This window comes from Pseudomonas sp. PSPC3-2 (assembly GCF_049897085.1).
Taxonomy (GTDB): domain Bacteria; phylum Pseudomonadota; class Gammaproteobacteria; order Pseudomonadales; family Pseudomonadaceae; genus Aquipseudomonas; species Aquipseudomonas paraveronii.
Genome location: NZ_JAFCVO010000003.1, coordinates 128,438 through 143,916, shown reverse-complemented (window position 1 = coordinate 143,916; position 15,479 = coordinate 128,438). Strand labels below are relative to the sequence as shown.

The window sequence follows — 15,479 nt, the reverse complement described above, 5'->3', positions numbered from 1 at the left end:
CCACGGGCGCACCCTCCTACACTTATCGGCCACGACGCCAAAAGGAATAGTCCGATGAAAGCTGTGCTGTGCAAAGCCTTCGGCCCCGCCGAAACCCTGGTGCTGGAAGAGATCGCCAGCCCGACGATCAAGAAGAACGAGATCCTGCTGGACGTGCATGCCGCCGGGGTCAACTTCCCGGACACCCTGATCATCGAGGGCAAGTACCAGTTCAAACCGCCCTTTCCGTTCTCACCGGGGGGCGAAGCGGCGGGGGTAGTCAGTGAAGTGGGCGAAAAAGTCAGCCATCTGAAGGTCGGTGACCGCGTGATGGCGCTGACCGGCTGGGGCAGTTTTGCCGAGCAGGTCGCGGTGCCCGGCTATAACGTGCTGCCGATCCCGCCCAGCATGGGCTTCAACACCGCAGCCGCGTTCAGCATGACCTATGGCACCTCGATGCATGCCCTGAAACAAAGGGCCAACCTGCAACCCGGCGAAACCCTGCTGGTCCTCGGCGCCTCCGGCGGCGTGGGCCTGGCCGCCGTGGAAATCGGCAAGGCCATGGGCGCCCGCGTGATCGCCGCCGCCAGCAGCGCGGACAAACTGGCGGTGGCCAAGGCCGCCGGCGCCGATGAACTGATCAACTACAGCGAAGCCAGCCTGAAAGATGAGGTCAAGCGCCTGACCGACGGCAACGGCGCCGATGTGATCTACGACCCGGTGGGCGGCGACCTGTTTGACCAGGCCATCCGCGCCATCGCCTGGAACGGCCGCCTGCTGGTGGTGGGTTTTGCCAGCGGGCGTATTCCAGAGCTGCCGGTGAACCTGGCGCTGCTCAAGGGTGCGGCCGTGGTCGGGGTGTTCTGGGGCTCGTTCGCCCAGCGCCAGCCGCAGGACAATGCGGCGAACTTCCAGCAACTGTTTGGTTGGTATGCCGAGGGCAAGTTGAAACCGCTGGTGTCGCAGGTGTATCCACTTGAGCAGGCTGCCCGGGCGATCAATGACCTGGGGCAGCGCAAGGCCGTCGGCAAGGTGGTCGTGCAGACCCGCTGACAGAGGTGAAATGCGCTCAAATGTGGGAGGGGGCTTGCCCCCGATGGCGTTGGTTCAGTCAACAGATGTATTCACTGACCCACTGTCATCGGGGGCAAGTCGAATCGTCGCACCGCCCCTCCCACATTTTGATCTCCAGTGTCCTGCAGACGCCAACTGCGACCATCACTTGCCCATTCACGACATGTTCGTAAGAGAACATGCGTTTGCTCATATTTCCTGTGTTTGCACATAAGACGCGATGCTATTTTCGGTAACGAAACTGTAACATTCGCATCCGCTGTCAAAACAAGAAATTTGGAGCTCTTGAATGTTTGCTTTCTTTCGTCCTGCCGTGCATAAGGCGCCCCTGCCTGAAGAAAAAATAGACAGTACCTACCGACGCCTGCGCTGGCAGATCTTCGCCGGTATTTTCTTCGGTTACGCCGGGTACTACCTGCTGCGTAAAAACTTCTCCCTGGCCATGCCCTACCTGATCGACGAGGGTTACACCCGGGGCGAACTGGGCCTGGCGATGTCGGCGATCGCGATTGCCTACGGCCTGTCCAAGTTCCTCATGGGCCTGGTGTCCGACCGCTCCAACCCGCGCTACTTCCTGCCCTTCGGCCTGCTGGTATCGGCGGGAGTGATGTTCATTTTCGGTTTCGCGCCTTGGGCGACGTCCAGCGTGACCATGATGTTCATTTTGCTGTTCATCAACGGCTGGGCCCAGGGCATGGGTTGGCCGCCGAGCGGACGGACCATGGTGCATTGGTGGTCGCAGAAGGAACGCGGTGGCGTGGTGTCCGTGTGGAACGTGGCGCACAACGTCGGCGGCGGCCTGATCGGCCCGTTGTTCCTGCTCGGCATGGCCTGGTTCAATGACTGGCATGCCGCGTTCTATGTGCCGGCAACGGTTGCGTTACTGGTGGCGGCATTCGCCTTCATCACCATGCGCGACACCCCGCAATCGGTCGGCCTGCCGCCGATTGAGCAGTACAAAAACGATTATCCGGAAGGCTACGACGCCAGCCACGAAGACGAATTCAGCGCCAAGGAAATCTTTGTCAAGTACGTGCTGCACAACAAAATGCTCTGGTACATCGCCTTTGCCAACGTGTTCGTCTACCTGTTGCGCTACGGCGTGTTGGACTGGGCACCGACCTACTTGAAAGAAGCCAAGCACTTCACGGTCGACAAGTCGTCCTGGGCATATTTCTTCTACGAGTGGGCAGGTATTCCGGGCACGCTGCTGTGCGGCTGGATGTCGGACAAGATCTTCCGCGGCAACCGTGGCCTGACCGGTATCGTGTTCATGGCGCTGGTGACCGTTGCGACCCTGGTGTACTGGCTCAACCCGCCGGGCAACCCGATGGTCGACATGATCGCGCTGTTCTCGATCGGTTTCCTGATCTACGGCCCGGTGATGCTGATCGGCCTACAGGCGCTGGAACTGGCGCCGAAAAAAGCCGCCGGTACGGCTGCGGGCTTCACCGGCCTGTTCGGTTACCTGGGCGGTTCGGTGGCGGCGAGTGCGGCCATGGGCTACACCGTGGACCACTTCGGCTGGGACGGCGGCTTTGTGCTGCTGGTCGGCGCGTGCCTGCTGGCGATCGCGTGCCTGATCCCGACGTTGTGGCACACCAACAGTGTCAGCTCGGCGCGTTAATCGCCTGAGCAATCCTTGGCACAACGCTTGAGCCGCGCCTCCAGGTTTTTGTCTGGCATGGCGTGGCTACGCAGGGCGTTAACGGTCTGCTCGACATAATCGCGCGTAGTGCCGTAACGCCCGCAAGCGCTTTGCAGCACGTGGCTGAGCACGATGTCGGGCAGATTGCCGGCGTAGCTCGGCAGGTCCCGCTCCAATACAAACCCCAGCGCCTGCACCCGACTGCCATCTTCCAGACGGCAACTGAGCCAGTGCGGCCGATAGGAAGGGTAAGGCATTTCGCGCTGCCACAAGGCGTAAAGCGAGGCCTCCAGTTGGTCTTCCGGCAGGCGGTAGGCAAAACCGCTGCACGAACCCCCGCGATCCAGGCCGAAGACCAACCCGGGTATTTCCGGCGTACCCCGATGCTCGTGGGACCACAGGTACAAACCGCGGTGATACCCATGGACCCGTGCCCGCACCCGCTCGGTCGATGAACACTCAGGCCGCCAGATCAGCGAACCGTAAGCGAATAGCCAGACCGGCCCACCCTTATGCCGGGCCATGGTGGCCTGCATCGAGCTCATCAACTGTTCGTGAGTGAGTTGCGGCCCCAGATCGAGCTGCGGAGGGTAAGCCAATTGCAAAAGATCGGATTCAATGGCGGTCATGGCGGATCGCTGAGGTCTCCTGTGCGGCTACGAGAATCTATTACCAATTGTAAGTAACTTTACCGTAATAGAACCCGCCGCTGTAACCGTATGGCGAAAAAGTGCTAATCGGCCGAGTTGCCCTGGGGCTGGGGCGTGGTTCCACCCATTCGTCAGGATTCAGGGCGCCAATCCCGCTACTTTCAGCGCCGGTTCAGCCTGGGTGCGCGCACAACCTTCAAAATAGTCTCCACATCACGACCCACCTAGCCGCCCCTCATACCGACTAATCGAGGTCATCCCCATGAAAAAATTTCGACTGCCCGGCCTGCTGTTCCTGGCCCAGGCCACCACCGCCCTCGCGGCCGAGGCCCCACCTGTCGACGATGACAAGGGCTTCTGGTATGCGCAGACCAGCGTCTACACCCGGCACTTTGCGCCGGACCCCGAGCATAACAACCATCAGGATCTGCTCGGCCTGGAGCGCAATGAAGCGTCAGGCCTGGTGTATGGCGCGGCGACGTTTCGCAACTCGTTCAGCCAGCGGTCCTACTACGCCTATGCGGGCAAACGCTATGACATGACCGACTATCCGGTCTATTTGAAGCTGACAGGCGGGGCGATTCAGGGCTATCGCGGCAAGTACCGCGACAAGATCCCGTTGAACCGTTTCGGCGTGGCGCCGGTGATCATTCCGTCCGTAGGCACCCATTACGGGCCAGTGGCGGCGGAGCTGGTGCTGCTGGGGTTCAATGCGGCGATGATCACGACCGGCGTGCGTTTCTGAACGCGACGCCAGCTCCCCATTAGAAGCCCGCGTAGGGCTTCAGGGCCGCGGGGCGTAGGCGAATACGTCGGCACGCATCTGATGTGCATCCATGCCGGCGTCCACCAGCGCGTCCAATGTGCCGTAGATCATCGCCGGTGAACCGCTGGCGTAGACATACACGCCCTTGAGGTCGCGGATGTCTTCGCACACCGCTTCATGCAACAGCCCACAGCGTCCTTCCCAGCCGCACACGTCGCTGACCACTTTGTGCAGGAACAGGTTGGGCAGTTGCAACCATTGATCCCAATGCTCGATCTCGTAGAAATCTTCCGGACGCCGCACGCCCCAATACAGATGCACCGGGTGCTTGAAGCCGGAGGCGCGGCAATGCTCGATCAGGCTGTGCATCTGCGCCATGCCGGTACCGGCGGCGATCAACACCAGCGGCCCATCGGGTAACTCGGCCAGGTGGGTATCGCCAAACGGCAGCTCGATGCGGGCCATCTGGTTGCGCTGCAACTGCTCGAGCAGGTTGCGCGCGCTGTCTTCGCGAGCCAGCACGTGCAGTTCCAGCTCGCGTCCGGAGTGGGGCGCCGAGGCCAGGGAAAACGCCGACTTCTCGCCGTTTTCCCGTTCAATCATCAGGTATTGCCCGGCGTGGTAACGCACGGCCTTACCGGCCGGGGCGAGCAAGCGCACGCGCCATACATCGCCACCGACTTCCACACACTCACTCACTTGGCACGACAACTTGCGCAACGGCAACTCTCCCGGCGCCAGCACGCCATCCCACAACACCACACAATCTTCCAGCGGCTCGGCGATACAGGTGTAGAACTCACCATGGTCGCGTACCTCACCGGCCTGCTGCACGCGGCCTTCCACCAACAGCGCCGCACACACATGGCACACGCCATTGCGGCAGGCTTGCGGGCATTCGTAGCCCAGGCGGCGCGCACCTTCGAGGATTCGCTCGCCAGGGTCCAGCTCCAATACGGCGCCGGAAGGTTGCAGGGTTACACGCATCAATCTATTCCCAATTCTTTCCAGATCGCATCGACACGCGCCGTCACGGCTTCGTCCTTGACGATCACCCTGCCCCACTCGCGGGTGGTCTCACCCGGCCATTTGTGCGTGGCATCCAGGCCCATCTTCGAGCCCAGGCCCGAAACCGGCGAAGCGAAGTCGAGGTAGTCGATCGGCGTGTTGTCGATCATCACCGTGTCGCGCTTGGGGTCCATGCGCGTGGTGATGGCCCAGATCACGTCGTTCCAGTCGCGGGCGTTGATGTCGTCGTCGGTGACGATAACGAACTTGGTGTACATGAACTGTCGCAAAAACGACCACACACCGAGCATTACCCGCTTGGCGTGGCCGGGGTACGACTTCTTCATGGTCACGATGGCCATACGGTACGAGCAGCCTTCGGGCGGCAGGTAGAAGTCGGTGATTTCCGGGAACTGCTTCTGCAGGATCGGCACGAACACTTCGTTCAGCGCCACGCCAAGAATCGCCGGCTCATCCGGCGGACGGCCTGTGTAGGTGCTGTGGTAGATCGGCTTGATCCGATGGGTGATGCGCTCGACGGTGAACACCGGGAAGCTGTCGACTTCGTTGTAGTAGCCGGTGTGGTCGCCGTAGGGGCCTTCATCGGCCATCTCGCCCGGATGAATCACGCCTTCGAGGATGATTTCGGCGGTGGCCGGTACTTGCAGGTCGTTGCCGCGGCACTTCACCAGCTCGGTGCGATTGCCGCGCAGCAGGCCGGCGAAGGCGTATTCGGACAGGCTGTCAGGCACCGGGGTCACGGCGCCGAGGATGGTGGCCGGGTCGGCGCCCAGGGCCACGGCGACCGGGAACGGCTTGCCGGGATGCTTTTCGCACCACTCACGAAAGTCCAGGGCGCCGCCACGATGGCTCAACCAACGCATGATCACCTTGTTGCGGCCGATCACTTGCTGACGGTAGATACCGAGGTTCTGGCGGTCCTTGTTCGGGCCTTTGGTGACGGTCAGGCCCCAGGTGATCAGCGGGCCAACGTCGCCGGGCCAGCAGGTCTGCACCGGGAGCATCCCCAGGTCGACGTCATCGCCTTCGATGACCACTTCCTGACACGCCGCGTCCTTGACCACCTTGGGTGCCATGGCAATGATCTTGCGGAAGATCGGCAGCTTCGACCAGGCGTCCTTCAAGCCCTTGGGAGGCTCGGGCTCTTTGAGGAAGGCCAGCAACTTGCCGATCTCGCGCAGTTCGCTGACCGACTCGGCACCCATGCCAAAGGCCACGCGGTCGGGGGTACCGAACAGGTTGCCGAGCACCGGGATATTAAAACCGGTCGGGTTCTCGAACAGCAGCGCCGGGCCCTTGTTGCGCAGGGTGCGATCGCAAATCTCAGTCATTTCCAGCACCGGCGAAACCGGCATCTGGATACGTTTCAACTCTCCGCGCTGCTCAAGTTGCTGCACGAAATCCCGAAGATCCTTGAATTTCATTAACCATGCCACCCGTAAAATAGGCGTACATCGTACCTGCTCTGAGGGCGGCTGGCAGCTTATCGCAGTGCATTGGGGGGTCGAAGGCACTTAAAAAACGGGAAAAAAAAATGGCACCCCTGAGGGCGCCATTTTTTTGGACCTGAAACGTCGTATTACTTACGCTTCATCGACAGGAAGAACTCGTCGTTGGTCTTGGTGGTTTTCAGCTTGTCGATCAGGAACTCGATGGCGGCGACTTCGTCCATCGGGTGCAGCAGCTTGCGCAGGATCCACATGCGCTGCAGTTCGTCGTCGGCAGTCAGCAACTCTTCGCGGCGGGTGCCGGAACGGTTGATGTTGATGGCCGGGAACACACGCTTTTCAGCGATACGACGGTCCAGGGGCAGTTCCATGTTGCCGGTACCCTTGAACTCTTCGTAGATCACTTCATCCATCTTCGAGCCGGTTTCAACCAGCGCGGTAGCGATGATGGTCAGCGAGCCGCCTTCTTCGATATTCCGTGCGGCGCCGAAGAAACGTTTCGGTTTCTCCAGGGCGTGGGCATCGACACCACCGGTCAATACCTTGCCGGAGCTCGGGATCACGGTGTTGTAGGCACGGGCCAGACGGGTGATGGAGTCGAGCAGGATCACCACGTCTTTCTTGTGTTCGACCAGGCGCTTGGCCTTCTCGATCACCATTTCGGCAACCTGCACGTGGCGGGTTGGCGGCTCATCGAACGTCGAGGCAACCACTTCGCCGCGCACGGTGCGCTGCATTTCGGTCACTTCTTCCGGACGCTCATCGATCAGCAGCACGATCAGGTGAACTTCAGGGTTGTTACGCGCAATGTTCGCGGCAATGTTCTGCAGCATGATGGTCTTACCGGCTTTCGGCGGTGCGACGATCAGGCCACGCTGGCCCTTGCCGATCGGGGCGCACAGGTCGATGACACGACCGGTCAAGTCTTCGGTGGAACCGTTGCCGGCTTCCATCTTCATGCGCACGGTCGGGAACAGCGGGGTCAGGTTCTCGAAGAGAATCTTGTTTTTCGCGTTCTCGGGACGATCGAAGTTGATCGTGTCGACCTTGAGCAGGGCGAAATAACGCTCGCCTTCCTTCGGAGGGCGGATCTTGCCAACGATGGTGTCACCGGTGCGCAAGTTGAAGCGACGGATCTGGCTCGGCGAGACATAGATATCGTCTGGGCCGGCGAGATAGGAAGCGTCCGCAGAGCGGAGGAAGCCGAAGCCGTCCTGGAGAATCTCCAGCACGCCATCACCGGAAATTTCCTCGCCGCTTTTCGCGTGCTTTTTGAGCAGGGAGAAAATCACGTCCTGCTTGCGCGAACGGGCCATATTTTCTATGCCCATCTCTTCGGCCAATTGGAGCAGGTCGGTAATCGGCTTTTGCTTGAGTTCAGTCAGATTCATATAGGAATGACGTAATCATTTATGGAGGGGGGAAATTAAGCTTTTGGCTTAATGAGGCCGCGCCGCAGAGAAGGCGACATGATCGCGTACTAATCGAAAAGGAATGCGTCGGCGACGGCTTGCAGGGGGCAGTGGAGAAACCAGTGCGGGGCCGAATGTACCACCTGAATTTAGGAGCGTCTAGCCCTGTTTCACGAAAAAGCCCCGCAAATTGCGGGGCTTTTTTGACGACGCTTAGATGTTTGCGTCGAGGAATGCCGCCAACTGGGACTTCGACAACGCGCCCACTTTGGTCGCTTCCACGTTGCCGTTCTTGAACAGCATCAGCGTCGGAATACCACGCACGCCGTGCTTGGCCGGGGTTTCCTGGTTTTCGTCGATGTTCAACTTGGCAATGGTCAGCTTGCCGTCGTAGGTGGTTGCAATCTCGTCCAGAACCGGAGCGATCATTTTGCAAGGGCCACACCATTCAGCCCAGTAGTCAACCAGCACCGGGCCAGTTGCCTTGAGTACTTCGGCCTCAAAGGTCGCGTCAGTGACGTGCTTGATAAGATCGTTGCTCATGGATGTCTCCGGATTGTAAGCAAAAAAAACGTGGCCCATCATAGCTGCCCTTCCCCCGTTCAGGAAGCCGCCTCTGATTGAGTCTTGCTATGGTGATGCATGAGTTTGGGTATCGCTCCGCTCACGGCGATACCGGCGTCACAAAGGCAATCCCCGTGCGCAACGCCGCATTGCGCACATGCTCCTGCATGCTTTTCTGTGCCGCCGCACTGGCGCGACGGGCCAGGGCGCGCAGAATTCTACGGTGCTCCTGCCAGGTTTCCATGGCCCGTTCCGGCCGGATGAACGGTAGCTTCTGGCTCTCCAGGAACACCTCGGCGCTGGCACTCAGGATGCTGACCATCGCCTGGTTGCCACTGGCCAGGAGGAGGCGCTGGTGGAATTCGAAGTCCAGCCGGGCGGCGGCTTCGAAGTCGCCGGCCTTGAGCACCTTGCGCATGGCTTCGACATTATCTTCCAGGCGGTCCAGCTCATCGATGGTCAGCGTGACGGCCGCCAACCCCGACGCAAACCCCTCCAGGGCATAGCGCAACTGGAAGATATCCAGCGGCGTCGCCTGGGCCGCGAAGGGCCATGCAAACCCCGGCGACTCTTGTGCCTCTTGCACGAACACGCCTTTGCCCGGCTGCACGCTGACCACCCCCAAGGCACTGAGAGACGACAACGCCTCGCGCAATGACGCCCGGCTCACGCCCAACTGCAGCGCCAGGTCGCGCTGGGATGGCAATGCGTCGCCCGGCCCGAAGCCTTGCTCCTTGATCAGTTTGCGGATGGCCTGCAAGGCCGCTTCCGGTACCGCTTGGGCGATGGAATTCATAAAAAACTCAAGGTTCCAGACAACTGAGCGAGTAGTTGTAAAGCTATTCGCGCCTGGCGGCAAGCCACGCCCCAAAGGGGCTCGCGCGGTTTTGCCGGCGCTCGAAAACGGTGCAAAACCCGTGCTCACTGTTCAGACCAGTAAGACCACCACAACGCAACAAATCCCGGCCTTGCAGACAATCCGAGCGGTCATGGCATGGGCTGTGCACTGGGCAAAAACAGAATATCCCTTCGCCCTTCTCGGAGAGTTCCCATGACCAAGCGCTACAGCGCCCTGCTCACCGCCCTGTTTGCCAGCCTGATGCTGAGCCAGGCACCCGCCCAGGCCAACGGTCTGGACGATATCGTTGCCCGTGGCACCTTGAAGGTCGCCGTACCCCAGGACTTCCCGCCGTTCGGCTCGGTCGGCCCCGACATGAAACCACGTGGCCTGGACATCGACACCGCCAAGCTGCTGGCCGACCAGCTCAAGGTCAAACTGGAGCTGACCCCGGTCAACAGCACCAACCGCATCCCGTTCCTCACGACCGGCAAGGTCGACCTGGTGATCTCCAGCCTGGGCAAGAACCCCGAGCGGGAAAAGGTCATCGACTTCTCCAAGGCCTACGCACCCTTTTACCTGGCCGTATTCGGCCCGCCTGATGCCGCCATCAGCAGCATCGACGACCTCAAGGGCAAGACCATCAGCGTGACCCGTGGCGCCATCGAGGACATCGAGCTGACATCCGTCGCGCCCAAGGAAGCCACGATCAAGCGCTTCGAAGACAACAACTCGACCATCGCCGCCTACCTGGCCGGCCAGGTCGACCTGATCGCCAGCGGCAACGTGGTGATGGTTGCGATCAGCGAGCGCAGCCCGAAACGCGTGCCGGCGCTGAAAGTGAAGCTCAAGGATTCGCCGGTGTACGTGGGCGTGAACAAGAACGAGCCGGCGCTGCTGGAGAAGGTCAACCAGATCCTGGTCGCGGCCAAGGCTGACGGCAGCCTGGAAAAAAACGCGATGCAGTGGCTGAAAGAACCCCTGCCTGCTGATCTCTGAAGCCTGCGACGGAGCTGATTCATGGCCTATCAATTCGACTTTGTGCCGGTGCTGGCCAATACCGACCTGCTGTTGCGCGGCGCCCTGTTCACCCTTGAACTGACGGCGATCGGTGCGATCCTGGGGGTCGCCCTGGGCACCGTCGGCGCGGTGGTGCGGGCGTGGAAAATCCAGCCGTTCGCCTGGTTCTTCGGGGTGTATGTCGAGTTGATCCGCAACACGCCATTTTTGGTGCAGTTGTTTTTCATCTTCTTCGGCCTGCCTTCCCTGGGGCTGAAAATCACCGAATGGCAAGCGGCGGTATTGGCAATGGTGATCAACCTGGGCGCCTATTCCACCGAAATCATCCGCGCTGGCATCCAGGCGATCCCCCGTGGCCAGCTAGAGGCCGCCGCCGCGTTGGCGATGACGCGCTTCGAGGCGTTCCGCCATGTGGTGCTGCTGCCGGCGCTGGGCAAGGTGTGGCCGGCCCTGAGCAGCCAGATCATCATTGTGATGCTCGGCTCGGCGGTGTGTTCGCAGATCGCCACCGAAGAGCTGAGTTTTGCCGCTAACTTCATCCAGTCGCGCAACTTCCGCGCCTTTGAAACCTATGCCCTGACCACCCTGGTGTACCTGTGCATGGCGCTGATGATTCGCCAGTTGCTCAACTGGATCGGTCGCCGGTTTGTGATGAGGAACAGCCGATGAGTGATTTTTCCTTCTGGGACATCGTGCGCAACCTGCTCATCGGCCTGCAATGGACGCTCTTGCTGTCGCTGGTGGCGTTTGTAGGCGGTGGCTTGATCGGCCTGCTGGTGATGACGATGCGCATCAGCCGCAAAGCCTTCACGCGCAATGTCGCCCGCACCTATATCGAACTGTTCCAGGGCACGCCGCTGTTGATGCAGCTGTTCCTGGTGTTTTTCGGCATTGCCCTGCTTGGGGTGGATATCTCGCCCTGGCTGGCGGCGGCGATTGCCTTGACCTTGTTTACCAGCGCCTACCTCGCCGAGATCTGGCGCGGCTGTGTCGACTCCATCGCCCACGGGCAGTGGGAAGCCTCGGCCAGCCTGGCCCTGAATCCGCTTGAACAGCTGCGCTACGTGATCCTGCCCCAGGCCCTGCGGATTGCCGTAGCACCTACCGTGGGGTTCTCGGTGCAAGTGGTCAAAGGCACTGCCGTGACCTCGATCATCGGCTTCACCGAACTGACCAAGACCGGCGGCATGCTCGCCAACGCCACGTTCGAGCCGTTTATGGTCTACGGCTTGGTGGCCCTCGGTTACTTCCTGCTCTGTTACCCCTTGTCCCTCAGTGCGCGCTACCTGGAAAGGAGACTGCATGCCTCTGCTTAGAATTTCCGCCCTGCATAAGTATTACGGCGATCACCACGTGCTCAAGGGCATCGACTTGACCGTTGAAGAAGGCCAGGTCGTCGCGATCATCGGCCGCAGCGGCTCGGGTAAGTCGACCTTGCTGCGCACCCTCAATGGCCTGGAGTCGATCAACGACGGTGTGATCGAAGTCGACGGCGAATACCTCGACGCCGCCCGCGCCGACCTGCGCAGCCTGCGACAAAAAGTCGGCATGGTGTTCCAACAGTTCAACCTGTTCCCGCACCTGACGGTGGGCGAAAACGTCATGCTCGCGCCGCAGGTGGTGCAGAAAGTGCCCAAGGCCAAGGCCGCCCAATTGGCGCGACAGATGCTGGAGCGGGTCGGCCTGGGGGAGAAGTTCGATGCCTTCCCTGATCGCCTGTCCGGCGGCCAGCAACAACGCGTCGCGATAGCCCGCGCACTGGCCATGTCGCCCAAGGTGCTGCTGTGCGACGAGATCACCTCGGCGCTGGACCCGGAACTGGTCAATGAAGTACTGAGCGTGGTGCGCCAACTGGCCAAGGACGGCATGACCCTGATCATGGTGACGCACGAAATGCGTTTCGCCCGCGAAGTCGGGGATAAGCTGGTGTTCATGCACCAGGGCAAGGTGCATGAAGTGGGCCCGCCCCAAGCACTGTTCGCCAATCCCAGAACGCCCGAGCTGGCTAACTTCATCGGCTCAGTGGGACAGCCGGGCTGACCAGCTCAAAGGTGCCCTGCCCCTCCAGCCGCGTCTCATTGCGTACCTGCAGGGCATCGGAAGGCAGGTCGATATCGACATCGACCTGGGCGGTCAGGCGCTGGCCGACCATTGTTTGGCCTGCTGCGCGTGCCACCAGGACCTGGCCCGGTAACAACTGCCCGCTGACGGTTTCACCGGGCGGATGCGCCACTTCCCACTCGACGGCGCGCCCATCCACCTGAGCATGCCTGAGATGCATACGCATACGCCCCTGGCGATCAAACCGAAAACCTTGCCCGTCCGCCGCACCGATGAAGCGCAACGCCATCACCGAAGGCTGCGCACACGCAACGTTCAGATGCAGCGTGCGGGTGCCAAGGGCTAAGGTGGTGCTTTCGACAAAGGCCTCCCGGCGAATGACCCCATAGTCGATGCGCGGCTGACTCACGGACAACCGGCAGTTTTCAGCGCGCACGCCCTGGGCCATCAACAGGCTGCAGAACAGGGTGAAACATGCACTTTTCCATTTACCGGCCATGGCACACCGCCGTCGTGGTCTCATAGAACTTGTCATGATCAGGTTTGGTTCCGGGGTCAAGGCTTAGCCGGCAGGTGGAAGAGTCCGGCAACGAAACCCGCAGGCTTTGCGACTCATTGACGTCATTCAGGAAAATCATGCCCTCGCCCGCCACGCTGGTCAGGAAGCGGTCATCCTTGCCGAACACCGAAGCGCCCTGGGGCAACGGCCGACCGTACTGATCACTGGCGGTGAGTAGCACGCGGCGCGCTGTCACCACATCGAACGCGACGGTATTGAAGGACCCGCGACCGGCGGCGAGCACCTGGGTGCCGTTCTTCAGGTCAACCCGTTTGGGCAACGACTGCGTCTGCACTTCGACGCGGCTATTGGCATACGCGGGCAAGCCGGCAATCACCGCCTGCCCGGTGAAGTCAGTCCACACCGGCCCCTGCGGGGTTTCGACTTTTGCAGAACCGATATCCCCCACCGAGACGATGCCAAACGTGTCCTGCACGGTGTAGGGCGAAAATGTCAGGCCGTTTTCGTGCGCGACGATGCCGCCTTGCAACTGCCCCGTATAACCGGTGCCCTGCGCATCTCGGCTGACGCCCAGGCCAACGCGGGTGTAGCGTGGCAGCAAGTCCACATGGCCGCGAACCGACTGCTCGCGGGCGCTGAGGTCGCGTTCGACGCCCACTTCGTAATTCACATACTCATTGACCCGCTCACTGAGCGCCGTACCGACGCGGGACTGGTCGCCACGCCGACTGACGTAGCTGTTCACACGACGATCGCCGCCCAGCGGCACACTGATCTGCAGCCGTACCGACAGATCATTGTCCTCAGCGCTATCGCGCCGGTCGCCGGCAACGGCAGCATCACGGCGAGGCCGTGTACCGCCCACCTGCGAATCGGCGATCAACGCGACATCGAGATGGCTGAACGACTTGTTCCACGAAGCAAACACATGTTCGGCCGTGTGCCGGTCAAATTGCGCACTGCGCGAATAGCCCAGGGAGAACACGCCCAGGGTCGGATCAACCCAGCTCATGCCCGCTGTGTACTGGTTCTTGAATCGCGAATCCAGTTCGCCGGCCTTGAACGAGCGACCCGCTTCAAGTACCTCGCGATACCCTCGGGTCTGGGTGGTAGCGCTGAAGTTCACGTCTATATTGGCGTAGACCGGGCTGCTCGCGGACACGCTGCTACGCGAACCCGACACGGCGTTACGGCTGTCTCGGGACACATTGTGACGAGCGCCAACGGCAACCCGCTGGAAAAACACGCTGCTCAGGGTGCCGCCTGCCGACCAGTACTCTTCGGTACTCAATAAGCCAAACCCCGCCGACGATTCACGCCCCAGGCCCCAGGTGCCACTGCCCATGGCGACCACCGGTGACGGAACCTGTGCGTCGATATTTTCGCGCACCTTGCCGAGGGAAACGTAATAACCGGGCGCCGCCGGGGCCGCTCCCGCGAATGACGCCGCCGGCACCACGAAACTGCGCTTGGCGCCGCGTACATCGATCACGCTGACGTCGAGGTCGCTGGTGCCATTGAGCAAAGGCAACCCCGTCAGCCGGAAGGGGCCTTCGGGCACCAGCGTGCTATGGATCAGCACGCCGGACTGGCGTACTTCAATCCGCGACTGACTCTGGGCCAGACCTTCGACGACTGCGTTGTTGCTGCCCGCCAGCGCCCGCGACTGACCATCGGGGGAAAACTGGATGCCGGACAACTGGATACCACCAAACAGCGGATTGTTGCTGGAGAGCTGGCCCATCTGAAAAGTCGATTGCAACGCGGCGATATCCCGCTGGGCGTAGGCATACAGGTGTTCGGTACGGGCTTCACCATTGTCAGACACATAAAACTGGCGGCTGCGCACAATCCAGTCGCCCAGGTTGAAGCCCGCTTCGGTGTAGGCCGACACGAACCGGCTGGGCCCACTGCGCGAACGGCTGTCGAAACCCAGCACGTCATAGTTGAACATCGCCGCTGCGCCGCCCTGGGCAAAGTGCCCGGCCTCCCACTGGGGTTCATGCAATGCCTGGGTCGGCACCACCAGCGCCACCTCATCGATGCCGGGCCGGAGCCGGACCATCGTCGTCGGAAAGGCCCCCAGGAAGTCATGGCAGGCCTGGTCCGGTGAGGCACCTTCGCGAACAACGGCGCGGGGCTGCACCAACCCGGCTTTCTCGAGCAAGCCCGGGGTGAAACACAATTGCCCTTGGGCATCGAACCGCGCATCGACTGACCCGAGCGGGTTCCCGTTGACCCGCAGCCCCACCACCTGGACGCCTTCGCGAAAACGCGCCGCACTGCGGAAGTAGTCGGAGACCTTCGGGTCAATGCCGTGGGTGGTCAGTGCCGCGAGGTCGAAACCCTCGCCCAACTCCAGCGCCGGGGCCAGGCCGGGCAAGCTCCACAGCGTCGCACACCCGATGAGCAGCGTGGGGCGGCGAGGCCGGATAAAAATCGCAGATTTGTTACTCGACAGGTTCGTCAT

15 protein-coding genes are annotated in these 15,479 nt (G+C 61.3%); 7 read left to right on the top strand and 8 right to left on the bottom strand.

Annotated features, from left to right (window positions below; genetic code table 11):
• The first annotated feature begins 54 nt into the window (after positions 1 to 54).
• A complete protein-coding gene (locus ACP7CJ_RS07345) occupies positions 55 to 1,032 on the top strand; it encodes an NADPH:quinone oxidoreductase family protein (protein WP_426099929.1) in 978 nt (325 codons plus the stop codon).
• Positions 1,033 to 1,342: 310 nt separating this feature from the next.
• A complete protein-coding gene (gene glpT / locus ACP7CJ_RS07340; protein ID WP_426099928.1) occupies positions 1,343 to 2,680 on the top strand; it encodes a glycerol-3-phosphate transporter in 1,338 nt (445 codons plus the stop codon).
• On the opposite strand, the gene ACP7CJ_RS07335 is transcribed toward glpT, so the two are convergent.
• Positions 2,677 to 3,330: a gamma-glutamylcyclotransferase gene (locus tag ACP7CJ_RS07335; protein ID WP_426099927.1), complete on the bottom strand. Its 654-nt coding sequence runs from the start codon at positions 3,328 to 3,330 to the stop codon at positions 2,677 to 2,679. The two genes, glpT and ACP7CJ_RS07335, sit on opposite strands and share 4 nt — an antisense overlap.
• Positions 3,331 to 3,613: 283 nt before the next feature.
• Here ACP7CJ_RS07335 and ACP7CJ_RS07330 point away from each other — a divergent pair, with 283 nt between their 5' ends.
• Positions 3,614 to 4,096 (top strand): sn-glycerol-3-phosphate transporter, encoded by a 483-nt coding sequence (locus ACP7CJ_RS07330; protein ID WP_276195379.1) that lies wholly within the window; start codon positions 3,614 to 3,616, stop codon positions 4,094 to 4,096.
• A gap of 39 nt (positions 4,097 to 4,135) precedes the next feature.
• Here ACP7CJ_RS07330 and ACP7CJ_RS07325 read toward each other — a convergent pair whose 3' ends face one another.
• The 5 genes from ACP7CJ_RS07325 to ACP7CJ_RS07305 form a co-directional block, all read right to left on the bottom strand.
• A complete protein-coding gene (locus ACP7CJ_RS07325) occupies positions 4,136 to 5,104 on the bottom strand; it encodes a CDP-6-deoxy-delta-3,4-glucoseen reductase (protein ID WP_276195380.1) in 969 nt (322 codons plus the stop codon).
• Positions 5,104 to 6,570, bottom strand: coding sequence for a 4-hydroxy-3-polyprenylbenzoate decarboxylase (gene ubiD, locus ACP7CJ_RS07320; RefSeq protein ID WP_426099926.1), 1,467 nt, complete (start codon positions 6,568 to 6,570; stop codon positions 5,104 to 5,106). The genes ACP7CJ_RS07325 and ubiD overlap by 1 nt, the downstream gene beginning before the upstream one ends.
• A 155-nt stretch (positions 6,571 to 6,725) precedes the next feature.
• Entirely contained in the window at positions 6,726 to 7,985 is a 1,260-nt protein-coding gene (gene rho, locus ACP7CJ_RS07315) for a transcription termination factor Rho (RefSeq protein ID WP_003176825.1), read from the bottom strand.
• Between the two features lie 234 nt (positions 7,986 to 8,219).
• Entirely contained in the window at positions 8,220 to 8,549 is a 330-nt protein-coding gene (trxA, locus tag ACP7CJ_RS07310) for a thioredoxin TrxA (RefSeq protein ID WP_247398910.1), read from the bottom strand.
• A gap of 121 nt (positions 8,550 to 8,670) precedes the next feature.
• Positions 8,671 to 9,366 (bottom strand): FadR/GntR family transcriptional regulator, encoded by a 696-nt coding sequence (locus ACP7CJ_RS07305; protein ID WP_426099925.1) that lies wholly within the window; start codon positions 9,364 to 9,366, stop codon positions 8,671 to 8,673.
• Between the two features lie 255 nt (positions 9,367 to 9,621).
• On the opposite strand from ACP7CJ_RS07305, the gene ACP7CJ_RS07300 reads away from it, so the two are divergent.
• From ACP7CJ_RS07300 to ACP7CJ_RS07285, 4 genes are read left to right on the top strand one after another with little or no spacing between them, the layout of a single operon-like run.
• Positions 9,622 to 10,407, top strand: a complete 786-nt coding sequence (locus ACP7CJ_RS07300) for a transporter substrate-binding domain-containing protein (protein WP_276195383.1) — start codon at positions 9,622 to 9,624, stop codon at positions 10,405 to 10,407.
• 21 nt (positions 10,408 to 10,428) lie between these two features.
• Positions 10,429 to 11,097, top strand: coding sequence for an amino acid ABC transporter permease (locus tag ACP7CJ_RS07295; protein ID WP_017736949.1), 669 nt, complete (start codon positions 10,429 to 10,431; stop codon positions 11,095 to 11,097).
• Positions 11,094 to 11,744, top strand: coding sequence for an amino acid ABC transporter permease (locus tag ACP7CJ_RS07290; RefSeq protein ID WP_247398900.1), 651 nt, complete (start codon positions 11,094 to 11,096; stop codon positions 11,742 to 11,744). The genes ACP7CJ_RS07295 and ACP7CJ_RS07290 overlap by 4 nt, the downstream gene beginning before the upstream one ends.
• A complete protein-coding gene (locus ACP7CJ_RS07285) occupies positions 11,731 to 12,468 on the top strand; it encodes an amino acid ABC transporter ATP-binding protein (RefSeq protein ID WP_017845136.1) in 738 nt (245 codons plus the stop codon). The genes ACP7CJ_RS07290 and ACP7CJ_RS07285 overlap by 14 nt, the downstream gene beginning before the upstream one ends.
• Here the strand turns inward: ACP7CJ_RS07285 and ACP7CJ_RS07280 are convergent.
• Both ACP7CJ_RS07280 and ACP7CJ_RS07275 read right to left on the bottom strand, forming a co-directional pair.
• Entirely contained in the window at positions 12,440 to 12,988 is a 549-nt protein-coding gene (locus tag ACP7CJ_RS07280) for a hypothetical protein (protein WP_276195384.1), read from the bottom strand. The two genes, ACP7CJ_RS07285 and ACP7CJ_RS07280, sit on opposite strands and share 29 nt — an antisense overlap.
• The gene (locus ACP7CJ_RS07275) at positions 12,978 to 15,479 is read right to left on the bottom strand and encodes a fimbria/pilus outer membrane usher protein (protein WP_276195385.1); all 2,502 of its coding nucleotides are present in this window, start codon (positions 15,477 to 15,479) and stop codon (positions 12,978 to 12,980) included. The genes ACP7CJ_RS07280 and ACP7CJ_RS07275 overlap by 11 nt, the downstream gene beginning before the upstream one ends.